The sequence below is a fragment of the Granulicatella seriolae genome, assembly GCF_024543085.1.
Classification (GTDB): domain Bacteria; phylum Bacillota; class Bacilli; order Lactobacillales; family Aerococcaceae; genus Granulicatella; species Granulicatella seriolae.
In genome coordinates, this window is the sequence record NZ_JANHNZ010000009.1 from 26,883 (window position 1) to 50,671 (window position 23,789).

Sequence of the window (23,789 nt, forward strand, 5' to 3'; positions counted from 1 at the left end):
AACTTTCATTTTTCCTTACGTTCTCTGATAGACAACCAATACAGAACGCCACCGCAAATCAATCCGACTACTAACAAGATACCACCTATTATAGGCGAGATCGGGAAAATCAAGGCTGTTAAGCTAAAAATTAGGCACAAGCCAAAAATTAATAGAACAGCCTGCTTATGGCTAAAGCCAAGCCTTAGTAAACGATGGTGTAAATGAGCTTTATCAGCTCTACTAATAGGTTCTTTGCGCATAAGCCTTCTAAAAATTGCCGCTACACTATCCGAAATCGGAACTCCAAGAACTGCAAAAGGGATAATCATGGTAAAGAAGGTAGCATTTTTCAGGTTATTCAATGAAAATACAGCAATCATAAACCCAATAAAAAGGGCTCCTGTATCTCCTAAATAAATCTTAGCGGGAAAAAAGTTATGTGGGAAAAAGCCTGCAATGGCTGACCATAATAGAATAATCCCTGCCAAAGCTAGAACGGAACCATCACTAGAAAAGATGTAACCTATTGTCCCCATCGTCATCAAGGCGATCATCGAAATACCACTGGCTAAACCATCTAACCCATCCATCAGGTTTACAGCATTTGTTATCAAAAATAGCCACAAGACAGTAATTAAAAGACTAAAAAAACCTAAAGAAATGTACCCCACAAAGGGTAAGGTCATGGTACTAATCCGTACATTTCCACCGTAAAATGCTACCAGAGAGGCTAGTATAATCCCAATCGATTTCTTCAATGGTGATAAATCGTACCGATCATCAATAATCCCTGTTAGGAGGATAATTGCTGAGGCAATAAAGATAGCAATACGCGCTTGGTCAAAGCTACGAAAACTATAAAAATAGAAGAACCAAAAATTAAGAAAAATAGCGATTCCACCCATGGTCGGAATGGGCTTGGTTTGAATTTTCCGCCTACCCGGATAGTCATAGATGTGATACTTTTTTGCAAATCTAATTAAAAAAAATGTAGAAAGAAAAGTAGAGATTCCTGTCGCTAACGCCATGATAATGGTGTATAAGGTAATATTCATTTTCTAGTCCTTTCTACCATGATTAGCAGCTAGGAAGGTTTTAAGACTGATTTATTCAAACCCTTCATCTTCGTAGCTTCTCATGATAAATTCTAAGATATCAATCTCGGTTAAGGAGTCGATAATCTCAAGTTCTTCTTCAAAAATAAGATCAATGCCAAGTCGATTTGCCAAAGCCTCAATTTGAGTGAGCAATCTTAACCCAAATACTCCACTTGTTACAAAAGCCGTGGGACATTCCTCGTAGTAAGCTAAAAAATCTAACAAAGCTTCTTGTAATTGTTGGGGTTTAGCCTCATCAAACTGCTTCAAATAGACTAATCCCTCTTCAGGGTCAGCAATCAGCAATTCATATCCTAGATAATCCTCCCCATCAGAATGGCGATAGATATGTTCACTAAACCGAAGAGAAATCTCATATACATGTGGCGAGCGTGAGCTAATTTGTTTTTCTAGTCTATATACAGTAAATTCAGGAATAAGCAGAGGTGCTATCGATTTCGGAAAAAATGGTTCTAAGCTAGACGGCACAGTTTCAGACTTTAGTGATAAATGATATTTGCTAGTAGACACGGTTTTCTTTTTTGGATTCCAGATAAGAAGCGGAATGCTTGTACTTTGATCTTCTTTCCTCTCTCTCGCCGCTGCAAGAAAAGCTTGTAAGAGTACCTCACGATTTTCTTGTGTTGAAAACATTCCAAGAATTGTTTCCAGAAATTGTTTCTTTTCTTTACTAATGGATTCCACAAGAACTAGCGGATTAAATTCTATCAGGAAAGGCCACTTTCCTCTGCCACGGAAGCTTACACCTGAATCTTTAATAGCTTGATAATTTTTTTTAGGAAGCTCTTCACGATCACCAAATTTGATTTCAATGCCTTTTTTCATCATCAATGCTTCCATCAGTTGGTTAGGGTAACTAATCATCATATCAAAATAGCTAATAAAATTGATGAATTCACTAGTATCTTCCAAAATTGATAGTTGTATATGTCCCAAATCATCAAACATGAATGTTATAATGCTGAGGAGATTACCTTTTGTATCTTTAATGGCTACCGTTTCCATAATATCTTCTTCTATCTGGTCAAGCGTTTGGTATAAGTCTTTAATGATTTTATATATCTCAGTAAAATTTTCAGTACTTGCCACTTATATCTCCTCATTTCAAATAGTCTAGTGCATTTGAACTTATTATACATGATTGCTTGGGTTGACTCTAGCTCTTATAAACCTTTTCGCATAAAAAGTTTCTTTTCGAAACATTATTTTAAAAAATCATCATTTTTTGGTTGACATTTGTCTGAGAGGTCATTATACTTACCATAATTTCATACAAAACATCTTTGACAAAGAGAGTAAGTTTATTCAGATACCCAGCGAGTTAGGACAGAGTGGAAGCCTAATGTTGACCAATAAACTGAACCGCACTTTTGAGATGGAGTGGCAAAAAGAGTAGCTTGCTAGCTATTGATGGTAGTCACTTCCGCATATCAGGCGTTAACAAAATGAGTTGGATTCGCATACCTTGCGGCTCTATTGTCTAGGTTTATTAACCACTATAGGTCCCTTTGTATAGCCGATCAATTAGAGTGGTACCGCGAGTGAATTAGTCTATTTGCCCGTCTCTTATTTTATGATAAGAGGCGGGCTTTTTGTATCCTCTCTTATCCACACAAAAAACTTAGGAGGAATTACAATGACAAATGAACAACATGAAAAAATCGTACTCGCTTATTCTGGAGGTCTAGATACCTCTGTATCTATCCCATGGCTGAAAGAACATTACCAAGGAGACATCATCGCAGTATGTGTTGACGTCGGTCAAAAAGAAGACTGGGATGCTGTTGAAATCAAGGCCATCCAATCCGGCGCCCACAAGTTTTACTGTCCTCATGTAGCTGATCAACTTGTTGAGGACTTCATCTTCCCAGCCATCACTGCCAATGCCAAATACCAAGGCACCTATCTTTTAGGGACTGCCTTAGCCCGTCCTCTGATTGCTCAAAAACTAGTGGAAATTGCCCATTTGGAGGGTGCAAGTGCTATCTGCCACGGCTGTACCGGCAAAGGCAATGATCAAGTTCGGTTCGAGATGGCTATCGCAGCTTTAGATCCAAGCCTTAAAGTGATTGCACCTTGGCGGGAATGGGAGATTAAATCACGGGAAGATGCCTTGGATTATGCCGAATTGAAAGGCGTACCGGTTATCTCTACCAAAGCAAAAATCTACTCTGAAGATGAAAATATTATGCACATTAGCCATGAAGGTGGACAAATTGAAGACCCATCACAAGCATTGGATTATAGTGAGTTCTACCATTTTACAACTCCTTTAGAAGAAACTCCTGACCAAGCGGAAATCATCACCTTAACCTTTGACAAAGGAATTGCTGTTGCTTTGAATGGAAGTTTGATGGCACCGGCACAACTATTGTCCACCTTGAATGCCATCGGTGGCAAGCACGGAATTGGTGTTTTGGACTGGGTGGAGGACCGCTTGATTGGTATGAAATCTCGTGGTGTTTATGAAACTCCTGGGGCAACGCTTTTAATCAATGCTCATGAACGTCTGGAGAGCTTGACCTTAACCAAGGAAACCTTGCGTCTTAAGAACCATTTGGCCTTGGAATATGCTGAATTGATCTACAATGGGCAATGGTTCTCGCAGGCGACAAAAGCTATTCAGGCCTTCATGCAAGCTAGTCAAGAAACGGTCTCCGGTCAAGTTGCCTTGAAGCTTTATAAGGGCAATGTCCTACCTCAAGGGATGACTAGTCCTAACGCCTTGTTTGATATGGGAGTATCTAGTTTTGGGGAAGATGACCTCTTTAACCACCATGACGCTACTGGTTTCATCAACATTTATACGCTATCTACAAAAATTCAGGAAATGAAAGGGTGAACGGCCAATGACAAGTTTATGGGGTGGAAGGTTCCAAGGTCAGGAATCAGACCTGATGAAAGGTTTTAATGAGTCGTTTTCCTTAGATAAACGTCTTTGGTATGAGGACATCACAGCAAGTATTGCGCACGTGACCATGCTGGGCGATTGCCAGATTATTAGCGCTGAAGAAAGCCTGCTCTTACAGGAAAAGTTAAAAGAACTCTTGGAAGACATTACTGCTGATCCAAGTTTATTGACTGGCGATTACGAAGATATTCACAGTTTCGTCGAAGCCAAAATGATTGAGCAGTGCGGTGACGCTGGCAAGAAGATGCACACCGGTCGTAGCAGAAATGACCAAGTGGCTGTTGACATGACCCTTTACGTTAAGAAAACTATGGGCTATCTCAAAGAGGACTGTCAAAGTATGATTGAGGCGTTTAAGAAAAAAGCTCAGTCAGTCTCCTGTTTGATGCCAGCCTATACCCATCTTCAACGCGCGCAAATCGTGCCATTTTCCTATCTGCTCCAAGCCTATGTGGCCATGTTTGAACGGGATATTGCAAGGATTAATATGACTATTGATCTACTGGACTCTAACCCTTTAGGAAGTGGTGCTCTTGCTGGAACGACCTACTCTATTAATCGGCAGCAAACAACGGACTTATTGGGTTTTGCTAGTGTGCAGAAAAACACTCTGGATAGCGTCAGCAACCGTGATTTTATCTTGGATGCCCTCCACTGCATGTCCAGTCTTATGATGCATATGAGTCGGTTTGCAGAAGATTTTATCATATACTCCAGTCAGGAATTTGACTTTGTCGAGCTATCAGATGCCTTTTCCACAGGGTCCAGCATGATGCCGCAAAAAAAGAATCCCGACGCCTTAGAACTAATTCGTGGAAAATCAGCTAAAGTTATCGGGCTTCTGCAAGCCATGTATGTGACCATGAAGGGGTTACCTTTGACTTACAACAAAGACTTACAAGAGGATAAAGCCATTTATTTTGAAGCGCTAGATACAACTACCGCTTGCGTCAAAATCTTGGCTGGCGTTGTAGAAACATTAACCGTTAAAGAAGAACGCTTGGCTGAAACCATCAATGACGGCTTCCTAAACGCTACTGAACTAGCTGACTACCTAGTCAAAAAAGGCCTCCCCTTCAGACAAGCCCACCATATCGTCGGTCAAATGGTGCTCTATTGTATTGAAGAAGAAGTACAGTTACAAGATATTGACTTGGCGAAAATGAAACCATTTAGCCCCTTGATTGAGGAGGATGTCTATAGTGCTCTGCGACCTGAGGATATCATGAGATTAGGAACCAAGAAGGATATGTTTTAAAGGGAGTTATAGTACACAGTTACCTACAAAAATCAGAACGATGACACTCTTATTTCTAACGTTTATTTGGATATTCTGGGTACGAAACAAAAATTTATTAGGGGCTGGGAAAAAAGTCCAAATGGTAACCAAATAAAATAGTTCCCCAGAAATCTATCCGAAATGGGAACGGTGGCACCGCCGTTCTCATTTCTGGTAAGATTTTCGCAAAACTCTTTTGTGATTTAAAAATAACTATTAGTCATTATGGACTTTTTGCCCAGCCCCAAACACCCCCTCTATATGAAACAAAAAAACCTTCAGGATAGCTTACCTGAAGGTTTTCTCTTTTAAAAATTATTGTTTGATGCCTAAAGCTTGCTCTTTGGTATGCACCATTTGCGTAATCAAGCGACAGTATGGTGTGTTGATGCCATATTTTTCACCTTTTTTGTTGACCATGCCGTTTAGGAAGTCTACTTCTGTTAAGCGATGGTTTTGTACTAAGTCTTGGTGCATGGATGGATAGTGGGAACCAACTTTTTTAGAAGCGGTAATCACATAATCCGTTGTTTGATCGATATCCAAGGTGATGCCTTCTTTTGCGGCTACTTGTGAGAATTCAGTCACGATTTCTCGAACGATGTCTTCTGCATAATTCGAAGCAAAGAACTCAGCCAAATTCGTATCCAACAAGGCACAAGTTGAGTTCATAGCACCATTTACACAGGCTTTACGCCAAATTGAAAATAGAACATTTTGGCTGTAAACGGCACATAGTCCAGCTTCATTCATGACCTCTACTACTTCGTGGGCTACTTTTTCGCCACTTGGATCGATAGCTTGGATTTCAACAGAACCAACGCCACCAACGCGGACAACACCCGGTTCAATGATACCAGCTGTCCAGATGGTTACACCCATAATAATATTTTTTTCAGGTACATATTTACGCATCGTTTCTTCATGTCCTAAGCCGTTCAACAAACACAATACCTTAGTGTCTTCATGAATAATCCCTTTAATCTTACCTAACATTTCGCCAAGTTTCATTGATTTGGTAAAGGCGATGACCAAGTCTACTTGTCCTCTTGCTTCTTCAGGTCGAACAATCGGGATTTGAATCGTGTCACGCACATCTCCGTCAACAGCAGTCAAACCATTTTTCTGAATCGCCTCAATATGAGCTGGCCACTCGTCGATTAGCAAAATTTCATTTCCTGTTTTAGCCAACATGTAACCAAAACGACACCCCATAGCCCCTGCTCCTGCAATTGCAATCTTCATCAATACATCCTCCTATTTAAATAGTAATTTTATAATCTTCTGGTTGAATAATTTTAAACACATTAACGAACAAATGATTAAAAATTAAGCCTAAAATAACTGGTGCTACTAAGAAAATAAGAGTGATTAGGACAATATTACCCATTGTCCAGCCACCAGGTGCCAAGTTTAAGGCATTGATTGGACCAACTAACCCACTAAAGCCAAAACCGGCACTCATAGGGGTTCCTTGCAGATTGAAGATAGCGCCAAGAGCTCCCAGAATTGCAGCACTACAAAGCATTGGCAACAAGATTTTTGGTTTGGTTAAAACATTTGCCATAGATAACTTAGGCGAACCGATGAAATGGGCTACAGAGGTTCCTGCTGAGTTGACTTTCCAACCAGCAATGGCAAGACCAAAACCAGCGGCACAAATACCTAGGTTTGCTGCAGCAGAACCGATCCCTGAGATTCCGATAGCAACGGCAATTCCGACAGTTGTAATCGGGGAAACAATCAAGAAACAGAAAATCATTGCAATTAAGATACTCATCAAGATTGGTTGTAAGGTTAATAATGAAGCAACTGCTTGACCTAAAAGAACGGTCACGCTTTGTACATACGGTAAGATAGTACGACCAATACCACCAGCAACCAAGAGAGAGACGGTTGGGATAACAAGAACGGTGTAAGCCTTAGCCTTGTCACCAATCAAAAGAATAATAGCTACTGCTAATGCGGCGGTTAAGCCCATGTTGATAATATCTCCCGTTCCTGAGAAAACAATCCCTTGAACAGCTGGATCAAATTTTGGTGCACCTCCTGCAAAAATAACCGCAAGCCCAACTGACGCTGCTTGAATCGGTGTAAATTTAAACATTAATCCAATAATTACCCCGATAACGATTCCCATCATAGAATTTGACATGGTTACCGCTTGAAGTAACGTTTGCCCTTGTGGAAAAACTGGCAATAAAACTTTTAGCAGTTCTCCAAAAAGAGCACCCGGAATCAATGAAACCACTGTTCCTAAAGCTAAGCCATTTAGAATATTCATTAAAAATTGCTTGGGTGTAATTGAAGCTTTTACTTGTGACATGATACCTTCTCCTTTTTATGATTAATTCTACATAATTTTTACATAGACAAGTAAGAATATACCATTTGATAAGGGAATAGTAAATTATTATCCGGAAAAATATTCTATGATTTTCTTTAGAATTTGTGGTGAGTTGGAGGAACCCAGTCCCAAAGAAATAAAATAATTCAAGGGACTGTACAAGAAGTCTGTAAAGAATATAATTTATTTCTAAATCACAAAAGAGTTCCCGAGAACTGTACCAGAAATAACGGTGTAAAGCATAGCTGGCGTACAGTGGATGTTGGGGCTGGGCGAAAAGTCCAAGCAGCTATTTAAGCAAAAGAGTTTTGCGAAAATCTTATCAAAAATAACGGTGTATAAGCATAGCTGGTGCACAGTGGATGTTTCGGCTTTAGCCGATTACAGCCACGTAGACAGCTAAGCCGTGAGACCAAGGCTCACGGCGGTGCCACCGTTCTCATTTCTGATAAGATTTTCGCAAAACTCTTTTGTTTTATTGTAATACGGACTTTTTGCCAGTCCCTTTACGACAACTCCAATCCAGGAACAGCATTCAAGCTATAGTCCACAAAATCCCCTTTAAGGTACTGACTATAAGCCGCAGCACCTATCATAGCTGCATTGTCACCACAGAGGCTTAGTGGCGGAATGGAAAAACGAACCTGAGGGAAGTTATCTTGCATCATCTGGCTCATACTGCTACGAAGCCCCTTGTTGGCAGCCACTCCCCCAGCTAAAACGACTTGCTTAACTGGGTATTCTTCTAGGGCAGCTTTAGTTTTAGTAACCAAAACCTCCACCACACTAGCCTGAAAACTCGCAGCCAAATCCATCTGAGAAATAGTCTCTCCCTTTTGGTTGGCATTATGAACATAGTTAATGACCGCCGACTTGAGCCCACTAAAGCTAAAATCATAATGACTTTCTTGAATCATAGCACGAGGAAAATGAAAGACATCCTGCCCCTCATGCGCCAGCTCATCCATTTTCTTACCACCGGGATAAGGCAAATTCAGAATTCGTCCTATCTTATCATAGGCTTCCCCAGCTGCGTCATCCCTAGTCTCTCCAATAATTTGAAAATGACCGTCTTCTGGCATATAGACCAGTTCCGTGTGCCCTCCACTAACCACAAGTGCCATCAAAGGAAATTCTAAGGGCTCTACCAGTTGGTTGGCATAAATGTGCCCTGCCATATGGTTAACCGCAATTAATGGTTTTTGTGCCGCAAAAGCTAACGCCTTGGCAGCCGAAATACCGATTAAGAGCGCCCCAACCAATCCCGGCCCTTGAGTTACAGCGATAGCTGACATATCCTCTAAGGTCTTACCAGAATCAAGCAGGGCTTGCTCAATGATTTGAGTCATTTGCTCGACATGGTGTCGGCTAGCAATTTCTGGCACGACGCCACCAAAACGCATGTGGGATTTAACCTGTGAAGCAACCACATTAGATAGGATAGTTTTGCCGTCTTCAATGACAGCCGCACCGGTTTCATCACAACTGGATTCGATAGCCAGTATTAAAGTTGATTTATGCTCTTCTGTTTCCATACTAAGCTCCTTGTCCTGTTTGATGTGCTACTTCCTCATGGTCATAGCGATATAAGAATGCATCTTCTAACGGTTGATGGTAGTAATCTCGTCGTTGATAATATTCTTTAAACCCGATTTCTTCATAAAATGCTCTCGCCCGATGGTTAGACTCTCTTACTTCGAGAAAGATGGATTTAACGCCTTGGCTCTTCAAGTCATACCAAGCCATGGACCAGAGTCTTTTGGCCAATCCCTGTCTTTGGTAATCACGAGAGACAACGATATTGGTCAAAGTTGCCTCATCTAAGACCGTTTGAAATCCTGCAAAACCAATTAGTTCCTTTTGACAAAAGATACCATAATAACGACTAGTCTCAGCTTGCAAATCTTCTTGAAAGCCTTCTTGTGTCCAGTTAGAAGCATAATGATAATTTTGTTGCACCAAACGATAGATTTGTTGCAGAATCGGTAAAGGTTCATTTGCAGTTAAACGACTAAAACTATATTCCGCTGTTAAAAATGAACTTGGTGTTTGTGGCAGCAATTTCTTGGTCATTTCAATGGCATCTTCAAAATCTGGCGTGTAATAATCTTTCTTATAACCCGTCTGTGAAAAGCCCATTTTGTGATAGAGCTTAATTGCCTTGGCATTGGATTTCCGAACTTCTAAACTCAGTTGCTCTTGACCGTATTGTCTAGCCGCTTCTTCTAACCGTTCGATTAGCTTTTTGCCACAGCCTAGATAGCGATATTCTGGTATCACAGCCACATTAGTGATATGTACATCTTTATTGTCCGAAAATCTGGATCCGATAAAGGCAACGACTTCTTGACGATATTCCAAGAGAAAATAAACGGCATCCACCGACTGCTTGATATCCACAACAAATGGATAGCGCGACCAGGGTGGATTGCCATTATAGGCTTCATATTCCACTTGATAAATGGCGTCAATATCTTGATGATTTGCCATACGAATGGTTGCCACATGACCATTGTCTAGCTGAATACGCTTGTGACTTTGGTCAAGTTGTGAAAATACAGGTACTGGAATACGGGATGGGTCACGTAGATATTTCATTCGGTTCCACCAACCGTGAAACCACTCCCTAAAGACGTTCCACATAATCAACCTCCTGCATATCAGGATGGTTTTGCATCCAATTTTCTTCTGCTTCAGCCAGCTTTAAATAGGTAGGTGTAAAAGTAGCTTGGTCTACTGGGTTAGCAGAAAGGGCTAATCGCCCTAGTTGACTAGCTTTAGGAATAGTTTCTCCCTCGTCAGCAAAATGAGCTCTATCCCCTAAGATACTTAAAACACGGGCCTCTTGAGCAGAATCCATTTGCCCTATAAAGTGGTAGTTTTCTTTAGAAGCTTGTAGCAATTCCAACCACTTTTCCCAAGAAATGTGTCTCTCAGTTTGTGTTTCTACTAGCTGTCCCTCTCGCCAAGCATAGACACCAGTAAAAATATTATCTCTTCGAGCATCAAAAAAAGGTACTAGTTGCGACCCTTGTGCAGCTTGTTCGTCTACATTTGCTGCTAAGACGGCTAGGCTAGAGATTCCGACCAATTCACAATTCATCGCATAGGCTAAGGTTTTGGCTAGCGTGACACCAATCCGAAGTCCAGTATAGGAGCCTGGTCCTTGTGCCACCGCAATACGGTCAATCTGATTAGCTTTTAGTTTTGATTGTTGAAAAACTTGTTCGATAGCTGGCATTAACTGTGTACTATGTTGCAGAGTATTGGTAACGGTGATTTCCGCTAAGCAGCAGTCATCTTCCATTATGGCTACTGTCATAGTCTTATTGGATGAATCCATGGCTAACATATTCATTGATTGACTAGCTCCTTTCGCTTTCATTTACCGTAATAGTTTAGCATATTTTTGAAAGGATGGAAGTGAAAACTCTTAAGGGTCCCATCGAAAATACTCAAAGGGAAAAAGGATGAGTTTGACCTTGGAATAAATGGAGCTGTGGCTAATAAAACCAAAGTCCCGACTATCAGTAGAATGATCACGATTATCCCCCATAACAAAGTACATCCCTTGAGGAACAACATCTGCTACATAAAAATCCTCGGTTACCAGACTAGATTCTTGAGCCTTTCTCTCATCTAAAAAGACCTCGTCAATCAATTGGTCATTGATATAGAGTTGGTCTCCCTCATAACGAATCCGGTCCCCGGGCAAAGCAATGACCCGTTTGACCATATCCTTACCATTTGTCCCCTTAAAAGTAATAATGTCAAACCGTTCAATGTCGCCAAGTAATTTCAACCCCATAACAACTTGTCCGTTTTGCATAGTTGGGCTCATGGATTGACCTTCAACAATATAGGCCCCAAAAACAAAGGTTCGTAAGCCAATTCCAATGGCTATAGCCAAAAGGAACAAGAGGATATTCTTAATAAATTCTTCTAATCGAGACATAAGTTTCCTCCTTTTTCATTAGCTTTAGCTTAAACCACTGACGGATGGTAAATGGTAGTGGATTGAAAGACTTGTCCGGCTAGTAAACGAATATCGCCAAAGCCTTCTTGGTTAATGGCATCAGGTAGTTGTTGTGTTTCTAAGGCAACCCCAATATGTGCTTTTGGCACCTGCCCTTTAATAAAGGTCTTGTCATCATATCCATTAGAAGTATAAACCACTACAGCTGGTCTGTCAGTTTCAAAGCTCAGACGACGCCCATTTGATGCCTCATAGAGACTACCCTTTTCAGTAACATCAAGGTCAAGGACAAAAGGGTGGTCTAAGCCACCAGCTGACACCAATTGAGGATGGTCGCTAGCAAAAATTTGTGCGAAAGTGAGTCCTTCTTGTAAGCCTTTGACAACATCAGACTCTTGATCGATTTGTCCCGTTGGAATGCTATTGTCATTCACCGTCACCAAGCCTTTTGTATTCAACTGGAATATGGTAGAATCTACCGTTTTTTGGTCATCTGCCAAAAGATTGAAGTAGGTATGGTTGGTTGGATTGACCAAGGTATCTTGATCGCTTTCCATCTTGTAGTCAATTTGTAGATCGCCTGTTTCATCCAAGCTATAAGTAATCCAAGTTTGTAGATTGCCAGGATAATTGCCTGTCCCATCAGGTCTAGCTTCATATAAAGTAATTCCATGGTTATCTACGCTGTCCACTTGAAAGAGAACACCATCAAAACCCGTCGTTCCTCCATGTAGGTGATTGCCATTTTGATTGGTTTCTAACTGATAATCCTGCCCATTTAGGGTAAATTGACCTTTTGCAATTCGTCCACCAACTGGACCAATAGCAGCACCCCATTTTGGTGCGTTTTGGATATAATCTTCAAAGTTATCAAACCCAATAGTAATATTTTCAAAGGTATTATTTTTATCTGGCGTCCAATATTCTAGGATAGTCGCGCCATAAGTCATCACAACTAACCGATGCCCAGCTTCATTTTCAAAGGTGTAGCGCAAAACCTCTGTCCCTTCAAAGGTTCCATATACATCTACTTGATAGTCTTTCATCACTTTTCCTCCTAACTTGTTTTTGAAATATTCATGAATTGTGCTGCAAAATCTAAAAAGGCTTGCCTGCCACTTGGTGTTTGTTTAAATACCCCAGCATCTTCTAAGACACGTTGAAACTTCTTGACAATAGCTTGTTCTATGAGTTCTTGATTGTTTTCTTCTGTAAAGGTATGTTGAAGCTTTAACTCTTGTGCCCAATCCTGATGAATTGGCGAAACTTCATCTAGACCTATTTCATCTAAGAGAAAAGCTTTGACAAAGGCTATTTCTTCCTTTAAGCGTGGTGGCAGAATAGCCAGCCCCATGACTTCAATCAGACCGATATTTTCTTTTTTGATATGTTGCACATCTTGATGGGGGTGGAAAATCCCTTCTGGAAATTCTTCCGTAGTACGATTGTTTCTAAGGGCTAGATGGAGTTCATATTCCGATCCGTTTCGACTAGCAATCAAGGTCACGGCGTTGTGCTCTTGCCCACCACTGAAGGCGAAAATATGTGACGACTCATCAGAATAATCCTTCCACAAGTCCACGATGCTTAGTGCCGCCATTTCAACTTGGTCTCGGTCTTGACCTCTAAGTCTTACCACGGAAACTGGCCAGTGAAGTAAGTCGGCTTTGACACTTGAAAAATCCTTCATAGACCCCTGAGCAAACGTTTTTGCCTTATTCATGGGAAAGACATAGCGACCACCTTGATAATGGTTATGACCTAATATAGACCCTCCAACAATAGGAAGCCCAGCGTTGGAGCCCACAAAATAATGTGGAAAGATAGTGACGATTTCCAAGAGACGGTTAACAGCATTTTGGTTAACCACCATTGGTTCGTGCTTTTCAGACAAGAAGATGGCATGTTCATTAAAGTAGGCGTAAGGCGAATAGTGGTAGTACCAAAGCCCATTTAAAAGTGCTAGGCGTACCAAGCGGTGGTTGGCTCTTGCTGGCCAATCGACACGGCCCTCATACCCTTCATTTTCAATACATAGTCGGCAAATAGGGTATTCTTGTGCTGTGGCCATTTTTTCGAGAGCAATGTCTTTGGAAGATTTTTCGGGTTTGGACAGGTTGATGGTGATTTCTAGGTCACCATATGGGCTTGGTCCTGAGAAGACGATATTTTTTTCAATATCTTTTGTTCGTACAATATTGGCCTTGCGCGAAAGGCGGTAAAACTCGTCTGTAGCCTTGATGGGTGCTGTCTTGTAATTAACCCAAAACTTTTTATTGATGGTGGATGGTTTTGGCGTCACTTGGTCCATGATGTCATTTTCCAATTGTTGCCGTTGAGTTGAGCTATCTTCAATCAGTCCACTAACTTGTCCGTAATCCACTAATTGTTCCAATAATTCTAATAAGCTTGGTCGCTCTTCTCTGGCTGATAAGCCGGTTATCAAACCCTTGACTTGTAAAATGACTGCAAGTCGGTTGATCGTATAGGTCGTATCTAGACTATGGGTGAGGTTCTTTCTTACAGACTCCGTTACAAAGTCAACAATAAGTTGCTCAATGGCTACTGGCATAAGGCAAAGGTCCTTTCTCTTATCACTTGTTTTGAGCTTTCTGTCAATTGGACTTATGCTCACAAGGGTAATGTATTCCTTTACATTCAATACTAGTAAAAGAAACTCTTGAATACAAGAGTTTTTCTTCTTTTTAGCGTTTCCTTATACATTTTGTGTTCTTGGTTAGATTAATAAAGAGACTAGTCATTAATTTTGCTTGATCTATGCGAGTCTCCAGCTCCTCTATCGGAAATCAGAACGGTGGCACCGCCGTGAGCCTAGGTCTCACTAGCTTAGCTGTCTACGTGGCTGTAATCAGCTAAAGCGCCAAACATCCACTGTGCGTCAGCTATGCTCATACACCGTTATTTCCGATAGAGGAGCTAAAAACTCTTTAATATGCTAATATCTTTACCTACATCAGGTATCTGCTGCAACTTTTACCTAATTATAAAAAGCGGTGCTTTAAGCTTGGGAAAATGTATTTGTCCGCTAGTCCAACAAAACTTCCTTGGAAGAGTAAAGACACTAAGGTTCCGATGTTAACAGCGTACAGTTGCCCACTGATGATGAACATACCGATTAGGATAAGCATAGGTGGGATAAATGATACGATTTGCGCTATTGCAGGATTTCCCTTGCAGTAGATGAAACGTATGCTGTGCATGAGTTCATCTATTGGGTGCAAGATTAAGTTGACCCGTTGGTAAATGGATACCCCTGTGGCTAACATCATAATGCCAAAAATATCTAAGAAGACGCGAATAGCTAAAGGTAATTCACCTATTCCTGAGTAAGCGAACAAAAGCGAGAACATAGCGACTAAGTAGCTGAAGGGAACCATAAAAACTAGATTCCCTAATATTTTTTTCCAGTCTACTTTTTTATTTATGATAGCATTGATGACGATACACGTTACTCCCAAACCAACCATGACCGAGCCTAGCTGTATATTAAAATAGTTTGAAATATTGACAGCCGAAGCCGTCCACATAGCACTACCTAGGTTTAAGGCCACAGTTAATCCATTCCCCATAGCGTTAATGAGGATGGATACGGTTAGATAGAAAATGGTTTGAAAAGCTGATAGGTGTTTATTGTTGGTAGACATAGTTGCTCCTTGGGTGGTGTTCCAATTGGTTTACGATTTCGATTTCTTAGCGATATTGGTTTGTGGTAGAATTTTCTATTGATTAGTGCTTAGCAAAGAGTCTCCAAGGTATTGGTCAGAAATAAAGACGGTGGCACCGCCGTGAGCCTTGGTCTCCCGGCTTAGCTGTCTACGTGGTTGTAATCGGCTAAAGCCGAAACATCCACTGTGCGTCAGCTATGCTCATACACCGTTATTTCTGACCAATACCTTGGAGACTCTTTACTGACCAAGAACATTTGTTTAATTAAATTTCCTTGCCTATCCAGATTAAACTTAATAGGCTCTTGCCAACCAAACAGTATGCTTAGCTTTTTCTCCTGTTACGATACATTTACTCTTAAGAACTGGTGGTGCGTATGGAATATTTCTAGTCGTAAAGCCAGTTTCTTCCTTGATTTTTGCTTCAGATTCTTCTGTTCCATCCCAACCAGCTAATACCCAACCAGGCACTTCCCCTTCTTCTTTCTTAGCTTCAATATGAGCTTTCAATTCTTCTAAGGTATCTATATTGGTGTATTCATTAGCTCGGTTCATTTCCTTAGCACTTTCTAACAATCTACCTTGCATAAGGTCCAGTTGAGTGAAAATGTAATCCTCTAAGTCGTCCAGTTTAACCGCAACTTTTTCAGATTGGTCTCTAAGTTTGGTCATAACTTGGTTGTTTTCCATGTCTCTTGGGCCAAACTCAATGCGCAATGGTACACCCTTTAGTTCCCACTCATTAAACTTGTAACCTGGTGAATTATCAGTATCGTCTAATTTCACTCGAACATCTTTTGCTAGCAGTTCTTTTTGAATAGCAGCTAATCGTTCAACAATTTCAGGATTTTTCTTCCAAGGACCAACTGGAATCAAGACAACTTGGGTTGGCGCAACACGTGGAGGCAATACCAAACCTTGTTCGTCTCCATGGGTCATAATCAAAGCACCAATCAAACGCGTAGAAACGCCCCATGACGTTGTGTGAGCAAAAACATGCTCATTGTCACGGTTCAAGAATTTAATGTCAAAAGCTTGGGCAAACTTAGTCCCCATGTAATGAGACGTCCCAGCTTGAACCGCCTTACCATCTTTCATCATAGATTCGATGGAGAAGGTATCTACAGCACCAGCAAAGCGTTCTGAAGGAGTTTTTTGCCCTTCGTAAACAGGAACCGCCAATAGTTCTTCGACTACTTCTTTATAGATGGTCAACATACGTAAGGTACGGCGACGAGCCTCAGACTCGGTTTCATGCGCGGTATGTCCCTCTTGCCAAAGAAACTCAGATGTTCTTAAAAATGGTAAAGTTTTCTTTTCCCAACGGAATACATTGGCCCATTGATTGATTTCATATGGCAAATCACGGTAAGAGTTAATCCAATCACTAAAAGCTGTCCCAATCATTGTTTCAGAGGTTGGACGTAGAGCAAGACGCTCCTCTAATATTTCACCAGCTGCTTCTGTTACCCATGGCAATTCAGGTGCAAAGCCCTCAATATGGTCTGCTTCTTTGGTAAAAAAACTTTCAGGAATTAACATTGGGAAGTAAGCATTGCGAATCCCTTCTTTTTTGAAACGGCGGTTAAACTCCTCTTGAATATGTTCCCAGATCTCATAACTATCTGGTTTAAAAATAATACAGCCCCGTACTGGCGAATAATCCATTAAGTCAGCCTGTTGAATCGTTTGAATATACCATTTTGAAAAATCTTCTTTTTGTAAGTTGGTCATCTTTTTCCCTCTTTCTTGTATTTTTTCAATAAAAAAGAGTCTTTCTCCTTATGAAAAGGACGAAAGACTCGCGGTACCACCTTTATTAAATAAGCGATTTGACTACTTATTTCTCTTGTACATTGATAACGGTGCCTACACCGGTCTATTTTCATAAACAATTCTCTTAGCAGGTTCAATAGTTCAGCGGTGGCCCCTTCTCAGCAACGGAGCTTTCTGTACACATAGGCTATCTACTAGTCTAATCACTGTTCCTATCATAACTGATTTATCACAGGTTTTCAAACAAAATCTGCTATTTAAAGGCGCAAGTCACCAAATGATCGTTGACCATGCCAATAGCCTGCATGTAGGAATAGACAATGGTCGGTCCGACAAACTTGAAGCCTCGTTTTTTTAGGTCCTTGCTGATGATTTCAGCTAGAGGAGTCTTAGCCGGAACTTGTTCGATCGTCTGCCAAGGATTCGTAATAGGTGTGTTCTCAACAAAGTTCCAAATATAAGCATCAAAACTACCAAACTCTTTTTGAACCTCCATAAAAGCCTGTGCATTGGAAATGGCGGCTCGGATTTTAAGCCGATTGCGAACAATTCCAGCATTGCCCAAGAGTTCAGCTACTTTCTCCTCGCCATAAGTGGCAATTTTTTGGTAATCAAACTGGTCAAAAGCATCTGAAAACGCCTGACGTTTCACCAAAATCGTATACCAGCTCAAGCCAGCTTGCATACTTTCTAATAGCAAAAACTCGTAAAGTTCTCTTTCATTATGAGTTGGCTTGCCCCATTCCGTATCGTGGTATTTTTCTTCTAAAGGGCTATGGATCGCCCAAGAACATCTGCTGATAGTATTTGCCTTGAGTGTTTTTTCTAACACAATCATGTCTATCAACTGTTTACCAGCTTCATAGATGGGCTGGTCGTAATTATCGATAAAGAAATTTTTGATGATATCAGTCTTGATAAAGCCACATTTCTCATAGAAACCAAGCGTTAGTGGGCTATCACCCGTACCAACTCTCAGTACAGAAAAGTCGTTTTGAAAAGTTTCTTCTATATAATTGATTAACTGCTTACCGTAACCTTGACCTTGATAGTCAGCAGCCACCGCTAAATTCTTAAGCTCTAAGATAGAATCTCCTTGGTCTGTCACAAGGCAGAGCCCTATTGGCTTTTCATCCTCTTCAAGGACAAACAATCTACCTCTTTCTAAATAGCTATCAATCATGCTCTCTTGCTCATCTGCTAAAAGTAACAAGTCTAAAAAGACCTTCTTATTGCTGGTTATTTCGCCTATCCCCATGGATTGACCTCCTTAAGTTGCACTAATAAACTCTATCGTAACCATGTCTCGATGCATTCGCCTAGATAATAGCTCGAATTTTTCACGGAGCTTTGCTTTGTCATTTTCTTGAATTGGCTTGAATGCTTGAATCGTTATGCTTATTGTTTTAGGAGTAGTCTTCATACGCCAACTTGCCATAATGCCCTCTTCATCAAGGATAACTGCCTCGATCTGACCACCACTACCCCAGATAGTTCTAGCATTCATATCATTGAGCAGCCAAGATTTATCTTTATAGGAAACCATTAGTGGGTCAAACTTGCTCAGAATAATTGGGTAGTCAATCTTTTTGGAAGGACTAACTTTCTTAGTCTGGGTATTTTTAAATGAATAGTAACTCTTCTTACCAAGTTCTATTTTCTCGACTACCTCTGCGTTCAAATCAACAACCTTTTGAAGCTGCATCATCCCAATTCCCATCCAGTGAGCGAAGTCATTCAAGGTAGCAGGCCCATAGGTTTTAAGATAATTTTCAAAGAGGTCTTGCCAGTCTAAATGTGTCATCTGACCTTTATCCGAATCTTGGAATTGATAAAAAAGAATGCCCTTGTCACTGGCTTTTCCATAAATACGGTGGTTGATGTTCCCTAGAATTAGAGCGCTACTCCAGTTATTGGCTTCTTTGCCGAATTGCGCCTTAAGTAATTCAGAAAGGCGGGTAGAAAGAATCCCTTCTTCTGGAACTTGTTTATGAATAAAGTCCAAGACATCCCTATGTTGAATCTCGTGACGTTCAAAGTAGTCATATACCCAACTATGCTTGCTTTGTCTTAGGCTACTGATGGCAAAGAAATCATCTTTATGCAGAAAATGAACGGTATCTCGTTGAATCCACGAACGAATCAAGTTTGGGCTTTGATAGATATCATCGATGTCCACGTGTTCTTGGGTTCGAAGTAGCATGGATATTAAGGAATAGTTGGTATACTGTGCTTGAATCCCAATATGATCTCTGACACAAGTTTCCAACGACTGATATTGATCCACTAGCCCACTCTTCAATAGTCGGTCTTCTCGTATTGTCAGCAAGTGATTGTCCATAAAAATAGCTCCCTCTACTGAAATTTGACTTCACATATGAACCCAGTTTAGCATGAAAATGGCTGCTTTAATAGCGAACAAGAGCTTTTCGTGCTTGCTATCGAGTGGGGCTGGGCAAAAAGTCTAGAGTAAAATAAAAGCATTTTAAATCATAAAATAGTTCCCCAGAAATCTATCCAAAATGAGAACGGTGGCACCGCCGTGAGCCTAGGTCTCACTGGCTTAGTTGTCTACGTGGCTGTAATCGGCTGAAGCCGAAACATCCACTGTACGTCAGCTATGCTTTACACCGTTCTGTACGGATAGATTTCTGGGGAACTATTTTATTTGGTTAGCATTTAGATTTTTTGCCCAGCCCTTTATTTTATGCTTTAAAAGTGAATTTTATTTATTACAAATTTTTGTTCAGCTTACTTTTGTCTTCTCTATAGATGGACCAAGAAGAAGCACCAAATTCTTGGATTACATAATCTATTTCGCATATGGCCCACTGCTCGTGCATGGTTTGTCCAAACTTGTTAAAACATAGCTCATCATTAATACAGTAGGTCCCATGTATGGGTTTTTAACTTGAATAAATAACTAAAACATCTCCAGATTCTATCAAATTGATATCTGACTCTGTTAGCTTTTGGTAACCATATGTCTCTAAAAATAAAAATAGTGTATCACTAAACACCCAATTATTAATCAATTCTTCGTTGGTAGTTACAGCATACATGACACTGGCAAAACAGTTTGCTCCATGATTATTTGGAAATATATTATGGAATTTTTTTAAATGTTCCAACCCTTCTATAGCATCAAGATCTGTTTTATATTCAGGGTCATCCCGTTGTTCAATAAACTTAGTTTTTGCTTCAAAATCTAAACCATTCCATTTTTTTATGGTTAATAATTCATCATTAAGTACCATCATCGTTCCATTTTTGATAGATTCTTCCAATAAGGCCTTTTTAAACAACTCGTTGTTTGATTCATACCAACCTTCTTTTGTAATAATGGCATAGTCAAACGTTATTTTCCAAGTAGCATGATTGCTTACATTGACTACGTTTGAGTAGTCAGAGTGATCAAAAAAATCTTTTTTAGGAATCACTAAAACATTCCGCAAAGTTTCTATATTGCCATCATAGAACTCCTTCGATATAAAAAATATATCTCTTTCTAATTGTAATGTTCTCATACAATCTCCCCCTCCGCTTACACCGATAACATCTACTACACTTAAGTTTCTGTGTATCCTACTAGATAATCCTTGAATTTTTCACGCAGCTTCTCTTGTCATACATACCCAGTTTAACATGGAAGTAGCTTCTTTAATAGCGAGCGAGGAGTACGATGGTTGGGCAAAAAGTCCATAACGATTATTATTTATTTTTAAAGCACAAAAGAGTTTTGCGAAAATCTTACCAGAAATAACGGTGTAAAGCATAGCTGGCGTACAGTGGATGTTTCGGCTTCAGCCGATTACAGCCACGTAGACAGCTAAGCCAGTGAGACCTTGGCTCACGGCGGTGCCACCGTTCTCATTTCTGATAAGATTTTCGCAAAACTCTTTTGTTTAAATAGCAGCAGGGACTTTTTGCCTAGCCCCATTCTTAATTTTAAAAATTAACTTCTACACCTTGACCATTTTCTTGGCATTTTTCTACGATTAGATGAGCAGTTACTACATCTAAGACGGCTGTTCCTACGGTTTTGAAGACTGTGATGTCTGAGTTACTGTGTCTAGCTGTCACTTTTCCAAGCGCCACCTCACCAAGTTGACCTTTCAAATCTTCTTTAGAAATCTTGCCCTCTTTCAGTGGTGTAATAATGTCACCCGCTTCCGCAAGCACACCATCATTGGTATCAAAGATAATACTATTAGCTTTGACTAAAAGTTCAGTCGGTAACTCCATCATTTCCGGTGTGTAAGACCCAACACCATTTACATGAGCACCAGCCTTGATATCCGCCGCGTCAAAAGTAGGCATTTTAGACGTGGTAACTGTTGTAACAATATCAGCACCTGTAACAGCTTCTTTTGATGTTTCGACAGCAATAATTTTAGTAGAGAACTTGCCATTAGCGTACTCTTGTAGTTGGGCACTAAATTCCTTACAACGTTCAAAGTTAATGTCGAAAACTCTTAGTTCCTTCAAGTCACGAACCGTCATCATGGCAATAGCTTGTTGGAATCCTTGCCCACCTGTACCGATTAGAGCCGCAATTTCTGCATCTTTATTAGCCATTAAGTCTGTTGCAGCACCTTGAACAGCAGCAGTCCGTAACTGTGTCAAATGCGTACCGTCCAAAACAGCAGATACGATTCCTGTTTCAGGATTCAAAACCACCATGGTAGATGGTACTGATGGCAAGCCTTTTTCAATATTTTTAGGGTAGACCGATACGATTTTTACGCCTAAAGCTTCAACTTGGCCGTTAGTGTAGGCTGGCATGTAAAGGCTTTGACCTTCATATTCTGTCACGTTAATATTGGTTCTTAGCGGTACATTGGCCTGCTCTTGACAATACATTACCAAGGCAGCCTTACTAGCTTCAATAGCATCCACCATGTTAAATGAGTTTTCAATAGCTTCTTTATTTAAAAATAACATCTAAATTCCTCCAATACTTCTATTTTTTCAACATACCATATGCACTATAGATTAAAATGAAAGCTACTCCCCATTGTAACATAGCCACATCTAGACTAGTCACAATAAATACGGCACAAAGCACTCCCAGAACCCCAAAAGTTGAGGTAAACAAGGTAATCTTACGGCTGTATTCGCCTGATTTAACGAATTGGATACTTCCTACAGGTACTGAGAAAGTTGCTGCACCCATCATAATTGGGAAAGCTACAGCAGGATTAAGTCCAAGTAAGTAAACAGTAATCATAGTTAACGCGTATGATCCAATACCAATATTGTTTAAGGCTCCAAAGATAAATAGAGCAACAGCTGCAATAACTAATTTGATACCAGTCAAGGCTGTTTCAGTTCCGCCTGCTGGAAGAAAACCAAATTTCCCACCAAAAATAATTAGCGCAGCAATGAGCATACCAATCCCGATAGAAAGTTTTAGTTTTTGAGCAGGTAACTTAACCGCAAACTTGGCCCCAAAATAAGAACCGATAACTTGGCTAATGATACACACAGACAGAGTCACGATACTAACTTCAATACTTTGAATATAAGCCAAAGCCATAACCGCAACAGGAATTGTACACTGTGTATTCAAGGTTCCAGGTAACTTCTTAATGCTAACCCAGTTCAATTTTGGGTAGAGAGAGGTACTAACGGCAAAATCTGAAATTCCTAACGTTGAGAAGAAGAAAATAATAGCACTTGAAAATACCAACCCAATCGAACTTGCCTTTTCTTTCATAATCTCACCTTTGTGAGCAATAAAGTCTTTGATTAAGACAAAAGCAAAATATGAATTCACTAAGACTACCAATATTAACAAAATATTTTTAACTGACATGTGACATCTCCTTAAATTTTTTTATTCGTAAATATTTCTAACTCTTTCAAAATGATCGCCGTAAACTTTTTTCATGATAGGCTCATTCTCACCAATAATCTTCAAAGTATAGGCATCGTGTTTGACGTACTCCTTAGCTAGCGACAACATAGAACTATTTTGCGTCCAAATAACATCACAAGAATCCCCAACAGCTCCAAAAAGTACGCTTTTATTATCACAAATTAGATTAATCCAACGTGAACCCATGTCCTGCAGTTTCATCTCGGTAAAACCATGATCGTAATACCGTTTAAAGGGCAACTGGTTATCCGTATCCGGACCAAATAAAATACAGACAAATTTTTCAATTCGTTTTTCGGCTTCTGTTAACAATTCTATCAATTCCGAACTTAATTCTTGGCTCCAAATCTGAATATAGACACTCTCTTGCGCATGATTCAACATATAAATGGCCTTTTCATATACGGTTTCCATGCTGTCTAATTTCCAAAGTAGGTTATCTTCCTCTTTTGGTTTTACCTTAGTCAAGTAAGAGTCTAAAGCTTTGAGATCATTGGTTGTAGAGTGTTTTAGTTTATCCAAAAATTCGTCAGATGGTAATCCTGAATAAAGAATCGGTTGCGATTTGTTAACTAGGATAACCCCTTTTTGTACTAAACCCTCGATAACATTGTAGACTTTCGAACGAGCAACTCCAGACTTTTTACTAATTTCGTATCCGGTCAGAGCGCCATGTTCCAAGAGTGTTAAATAGACTTTCGATTCCAACTCTGAATAACCAAAATGTTTCATCGTCGAAAAAATCATAGGCATTTCCTTTCTTTAAAATATAGTAGCTACTCTAGTGACTACTATATATCATTGTTCGTGAAATTACAATCTTTTTCGCTAAA

20 protein-coding genes, 1 pseudogene and 1 other annotated feature are annotated in these 23,789 nt (G+C 40.1%); of the genes and pseudogenes, 2 read left to right on the forward strand and 19 right to left on the reverse strand.

What is annotated here, in order from left to right:
* Positions 1-5 precede the first annotated feature (5 nt).
* Both NPA36_RS08230 and NPA36_RS08235 read right to left on the reverse strand, forming a co-directional pair.
* Positions 6-1,037, reverse strand: a complete 1,032-nt coding sequence (locus NPA36_RS08230; protein ID WP_256945649.1) for a glycosyltransferase family 4 protein — start codon at positions 1,035-1,037, stop codon at positions 6-8.
* A gap of 51 nt (positions 1,038-1,088) precedes the next feature.
* Positions 1,089-2,189: a DUF7309 domain-containing protein gene (locus NPA36_RS08235; RefSeq protein WP_256945650.1), complete on the reverse strand. Its 1,101-nt coding sequence runs from the start codon at positions 2,187-2,189 to the stop codon at positions 1,089-1,091.
* 185 nt (positions 2,190-2,374) lie between these two features.
* Positions 2,375-2,670, forward strand: a binding site (T-box leader).
* Between the two features lie 66 nt (positions 2,671-2,736).
* Here NPA36_RS08235 and NPA36_RS08240 point away from each other — a divergent pair.
* Together NPA36_RS08240 and argH are read left to right on the forward strand one after the other, a co-directional pair.
* Positions 2,737-3,942, forward strand: coding sequence for an argininosuccinate synthase (locus tag NPA36_RS08240; protein WP_256945651.1), 1,206 nt, complete (start codon positions 2,737-2,739; stop codon positions 3,940-3,942).
* Between the two features lie 7 nt (positions 3,943-3,949).
* Positions 3,950-5,269: an argininosuccinate lyase gene (argH, locus tag NPA36_RS08245; RefSeq protein WP_256945652.1), complete on the forward strand. Its 1,320-nt coding sequence runs from the start codon at positions 3,950-3,952 to the stop codon at positions 5,267-5,269.
* A 336-nt stretch (positions 5,270-5,605) separates the two neighbouring features.
* Here argH and NPA36_RS08250 read toward each other — a convergent pair whose 3' ends face one another.
* The 17 genes and pseudogenes from NPA36_RS08250 to NPA36_RS08330 form a co-directional block, all read right to left on the reverse strand.
* Positions 5,606-6,535 (reverse strand): 2-dehydropantoate 2-reductase, encoded by a 930-nt coding sequence (locus tag NPA36_RS08250; RefSeq protein ID WP_256945653.1) that lies wholly within the window; start codon positions 6,533-6,535, stop codon positions 5,606-5,608.
* Between the two features lie 16 nt (positions 6,536-6,551).
* Positions 6,552-7,616 (reverse strand): PTS transporter subunit IIC, encoded by a 1,065-nt coding sequence (locus NPA36_RS08255; RefSeq protein ID WP_256945654.1) that lies wholly within the window; start codon positions 7,614-7,616, stop codon positions 6,552-6,554.
* 527 nt (positions 7,617-8,143) lie between these two features.
* Complete coding sequence (gene tsaD, locus NPA36_RS08260) at positions 8,144-9,172, reverse strand: tRNA (adenosine(37)-N6)-threonylcarbamoyltransferase complex transferase subunit TsaD (protein ID WP_256945655.1); 1,029 nt, start codon at positions 9,170-9,172, stop codon at positions 8,144-8,146.
* Between the two features lies 1 nt (position 9,173).
* Entirely contained in the window at positions 9,174-10,235 is a 1,062-nt protein-coding gene (rimI, locus tag NPA36_RS08265; protein WP_256945656.1) for a ribosomal protein S18-alanine N-acetyltransferase, read from the reverse strand.
* A gap of 28 nt (positions 10,236-10,263) precedes the next feature.
* A complete protein-coding gene (gene tsaB / locus NPA36_RS08270) occupies positions 10,264-10,995 on the reverse strand; it encodes a tRNA (adenosine(37)-N6)-threonylcarbamoyltransferase complex dimerization subunit type 1 TsaB (RefSeq protein WP_256945657.1) in 732 nt (243 codons plus the stop codon).
* A 75-nt stretch (positions 10,996-11,070) separates the two neighbouring features.
* Entirely contained in the window at positions 11,071-11,592 is a 522-nt protein-coding gene (gene lepB, locus NPA36_RS08275; RefSeq protein ID WP_256945658.1) for a signal peptidase I, read from the reverse strand.
* A 29-nt stretch (positions 11,593-11,621) separates the two neighbouring features.
* Positions 11,622-12,659 (reverse strand): aldose epimerase family protein, encoded by a 1,038-nt coding sequence (locus tag NPA36_RS08280; protein WP_256945659.1) that lies wholly within the window; start codon positions 12,657-12,659, stop codon positions 11,622-11,624.
* A gap of 11 nt (positions 12,660-12,670) precedes the next feature.
* The gene (locus tag NPA36_RS08285) at positions 12,671-14,185 is read right to left on the reverse strand and encodes a UDP-glucose--hexose-1-phosphate uridylyltransferase (RefSeq protein WP_256945660.1); all 1,515 of its coding nucleotides are present in this window, start codon (positions 14,183-14,185) and stop codon (positions 12,671-12,673) included.
* A gap of 430 nt (positions 14,186-14,615) precedes the next feature.
* The gene (locus NPA36_RS08290) at positions 14,616-15,278 is read right to left on the reverse strand and encodes a hypothetical protein (protein WP_256945661.1); all 663 of its coding nucleotides are present in this window, start codon (positions 15,276-15,278) and stop codon (positions 14,616-14,618) included.
* Between the two features lie 315 nt (positions 15,279-15,593).
* A complete protein-coding gene (proS, locus tag NPA36_RS08295; protein WP_256945662.1) occupies positions 15,594-17,033 on the reverse strand; it encodes a proline--tRNA ligase in 1,440 nt (479 codons plus the stop codon).
* A gap of 295 nt (positions 17,034-17,328) precedes the next feature.
* Positions 17,329-17,877: a DNA-3-methyladenine glycosylase I gene (locus NPA36_RS08300; RefSeq protein ID WP_256945701.1), complete on the reverse strand. Its 549-nt coding sequence runs from the start codon at positions 17,875-17,877 to the stop codon at positions 17,329-17,331.
* A 117-nt stretch (positions 17,878-17,994) separates the two neighbouring features.
* Positions 17,995-18,333 (reverse strand): annotated as a pseudogene (locus NPA36_RS08305) (GNAT family N-acetyltransferase); the annotation flags it as partial.
* A gap of 12 nt (positions 18,334-18,345) precedes the next feature.
* Entirely contained in the window at positions 18,346-19,416 is a 1,071-nt protein-coding gene (locus tag NPA36_RS08310; protein WP_256945663.1) for a winged helix DNA-binding domain-containing protein, read from the reverse strand.
* 565 nt (positions 19,417-19,981) lie between these two features.
* Entirely contained in the window at positions 19,982-20,602 is a 621-nt protein-coding gene (locus tag NPA36_RS08315; RefSeq protein ID WP_256945664.1) for a hypothetical protein, read from the reverse strand.
* 421 nt (positions 20,603-21,023) lie between these two features.
* Positions 21,024-22,019, reverse strand: a complete 996-nt coding sequence (locus tag NPA36_RS08320; RefSeq protein WP_256945665.1) for an ornithine cyclodeaminase family protein — start codon at positions 22,017-22,019, stop codon at positions 21,024-21,026.
* 19 nt (positions 22,020-22,038) lie between these two features.
* Complete coding sequence (locus NPA36_RS08325; protein ID WP_256945666.1) at positions 22,039-22,893, reverse strand: sulfite exporter TauE/SafE family protein; 855 nt, start codon at positions 22,891-22,893, stop codon at positions 22,039-22,041.
* A 21-nt stretch (positions 22,894-22,914) separates the two neighbouring features.
* Positions 22,915-23,703, reverse strand: a complete 789-nt coding sequence (locus tag NPA36_RS08330) for a TrmB family transcriptional regulator (RefSeq protein ID WP_256945667.1) — start codon at positions 23,701-23,703, stop codon at positions 22,915-22,917.
* Positions 23,704-23,789: the final 86 nt, after the last annotated feature.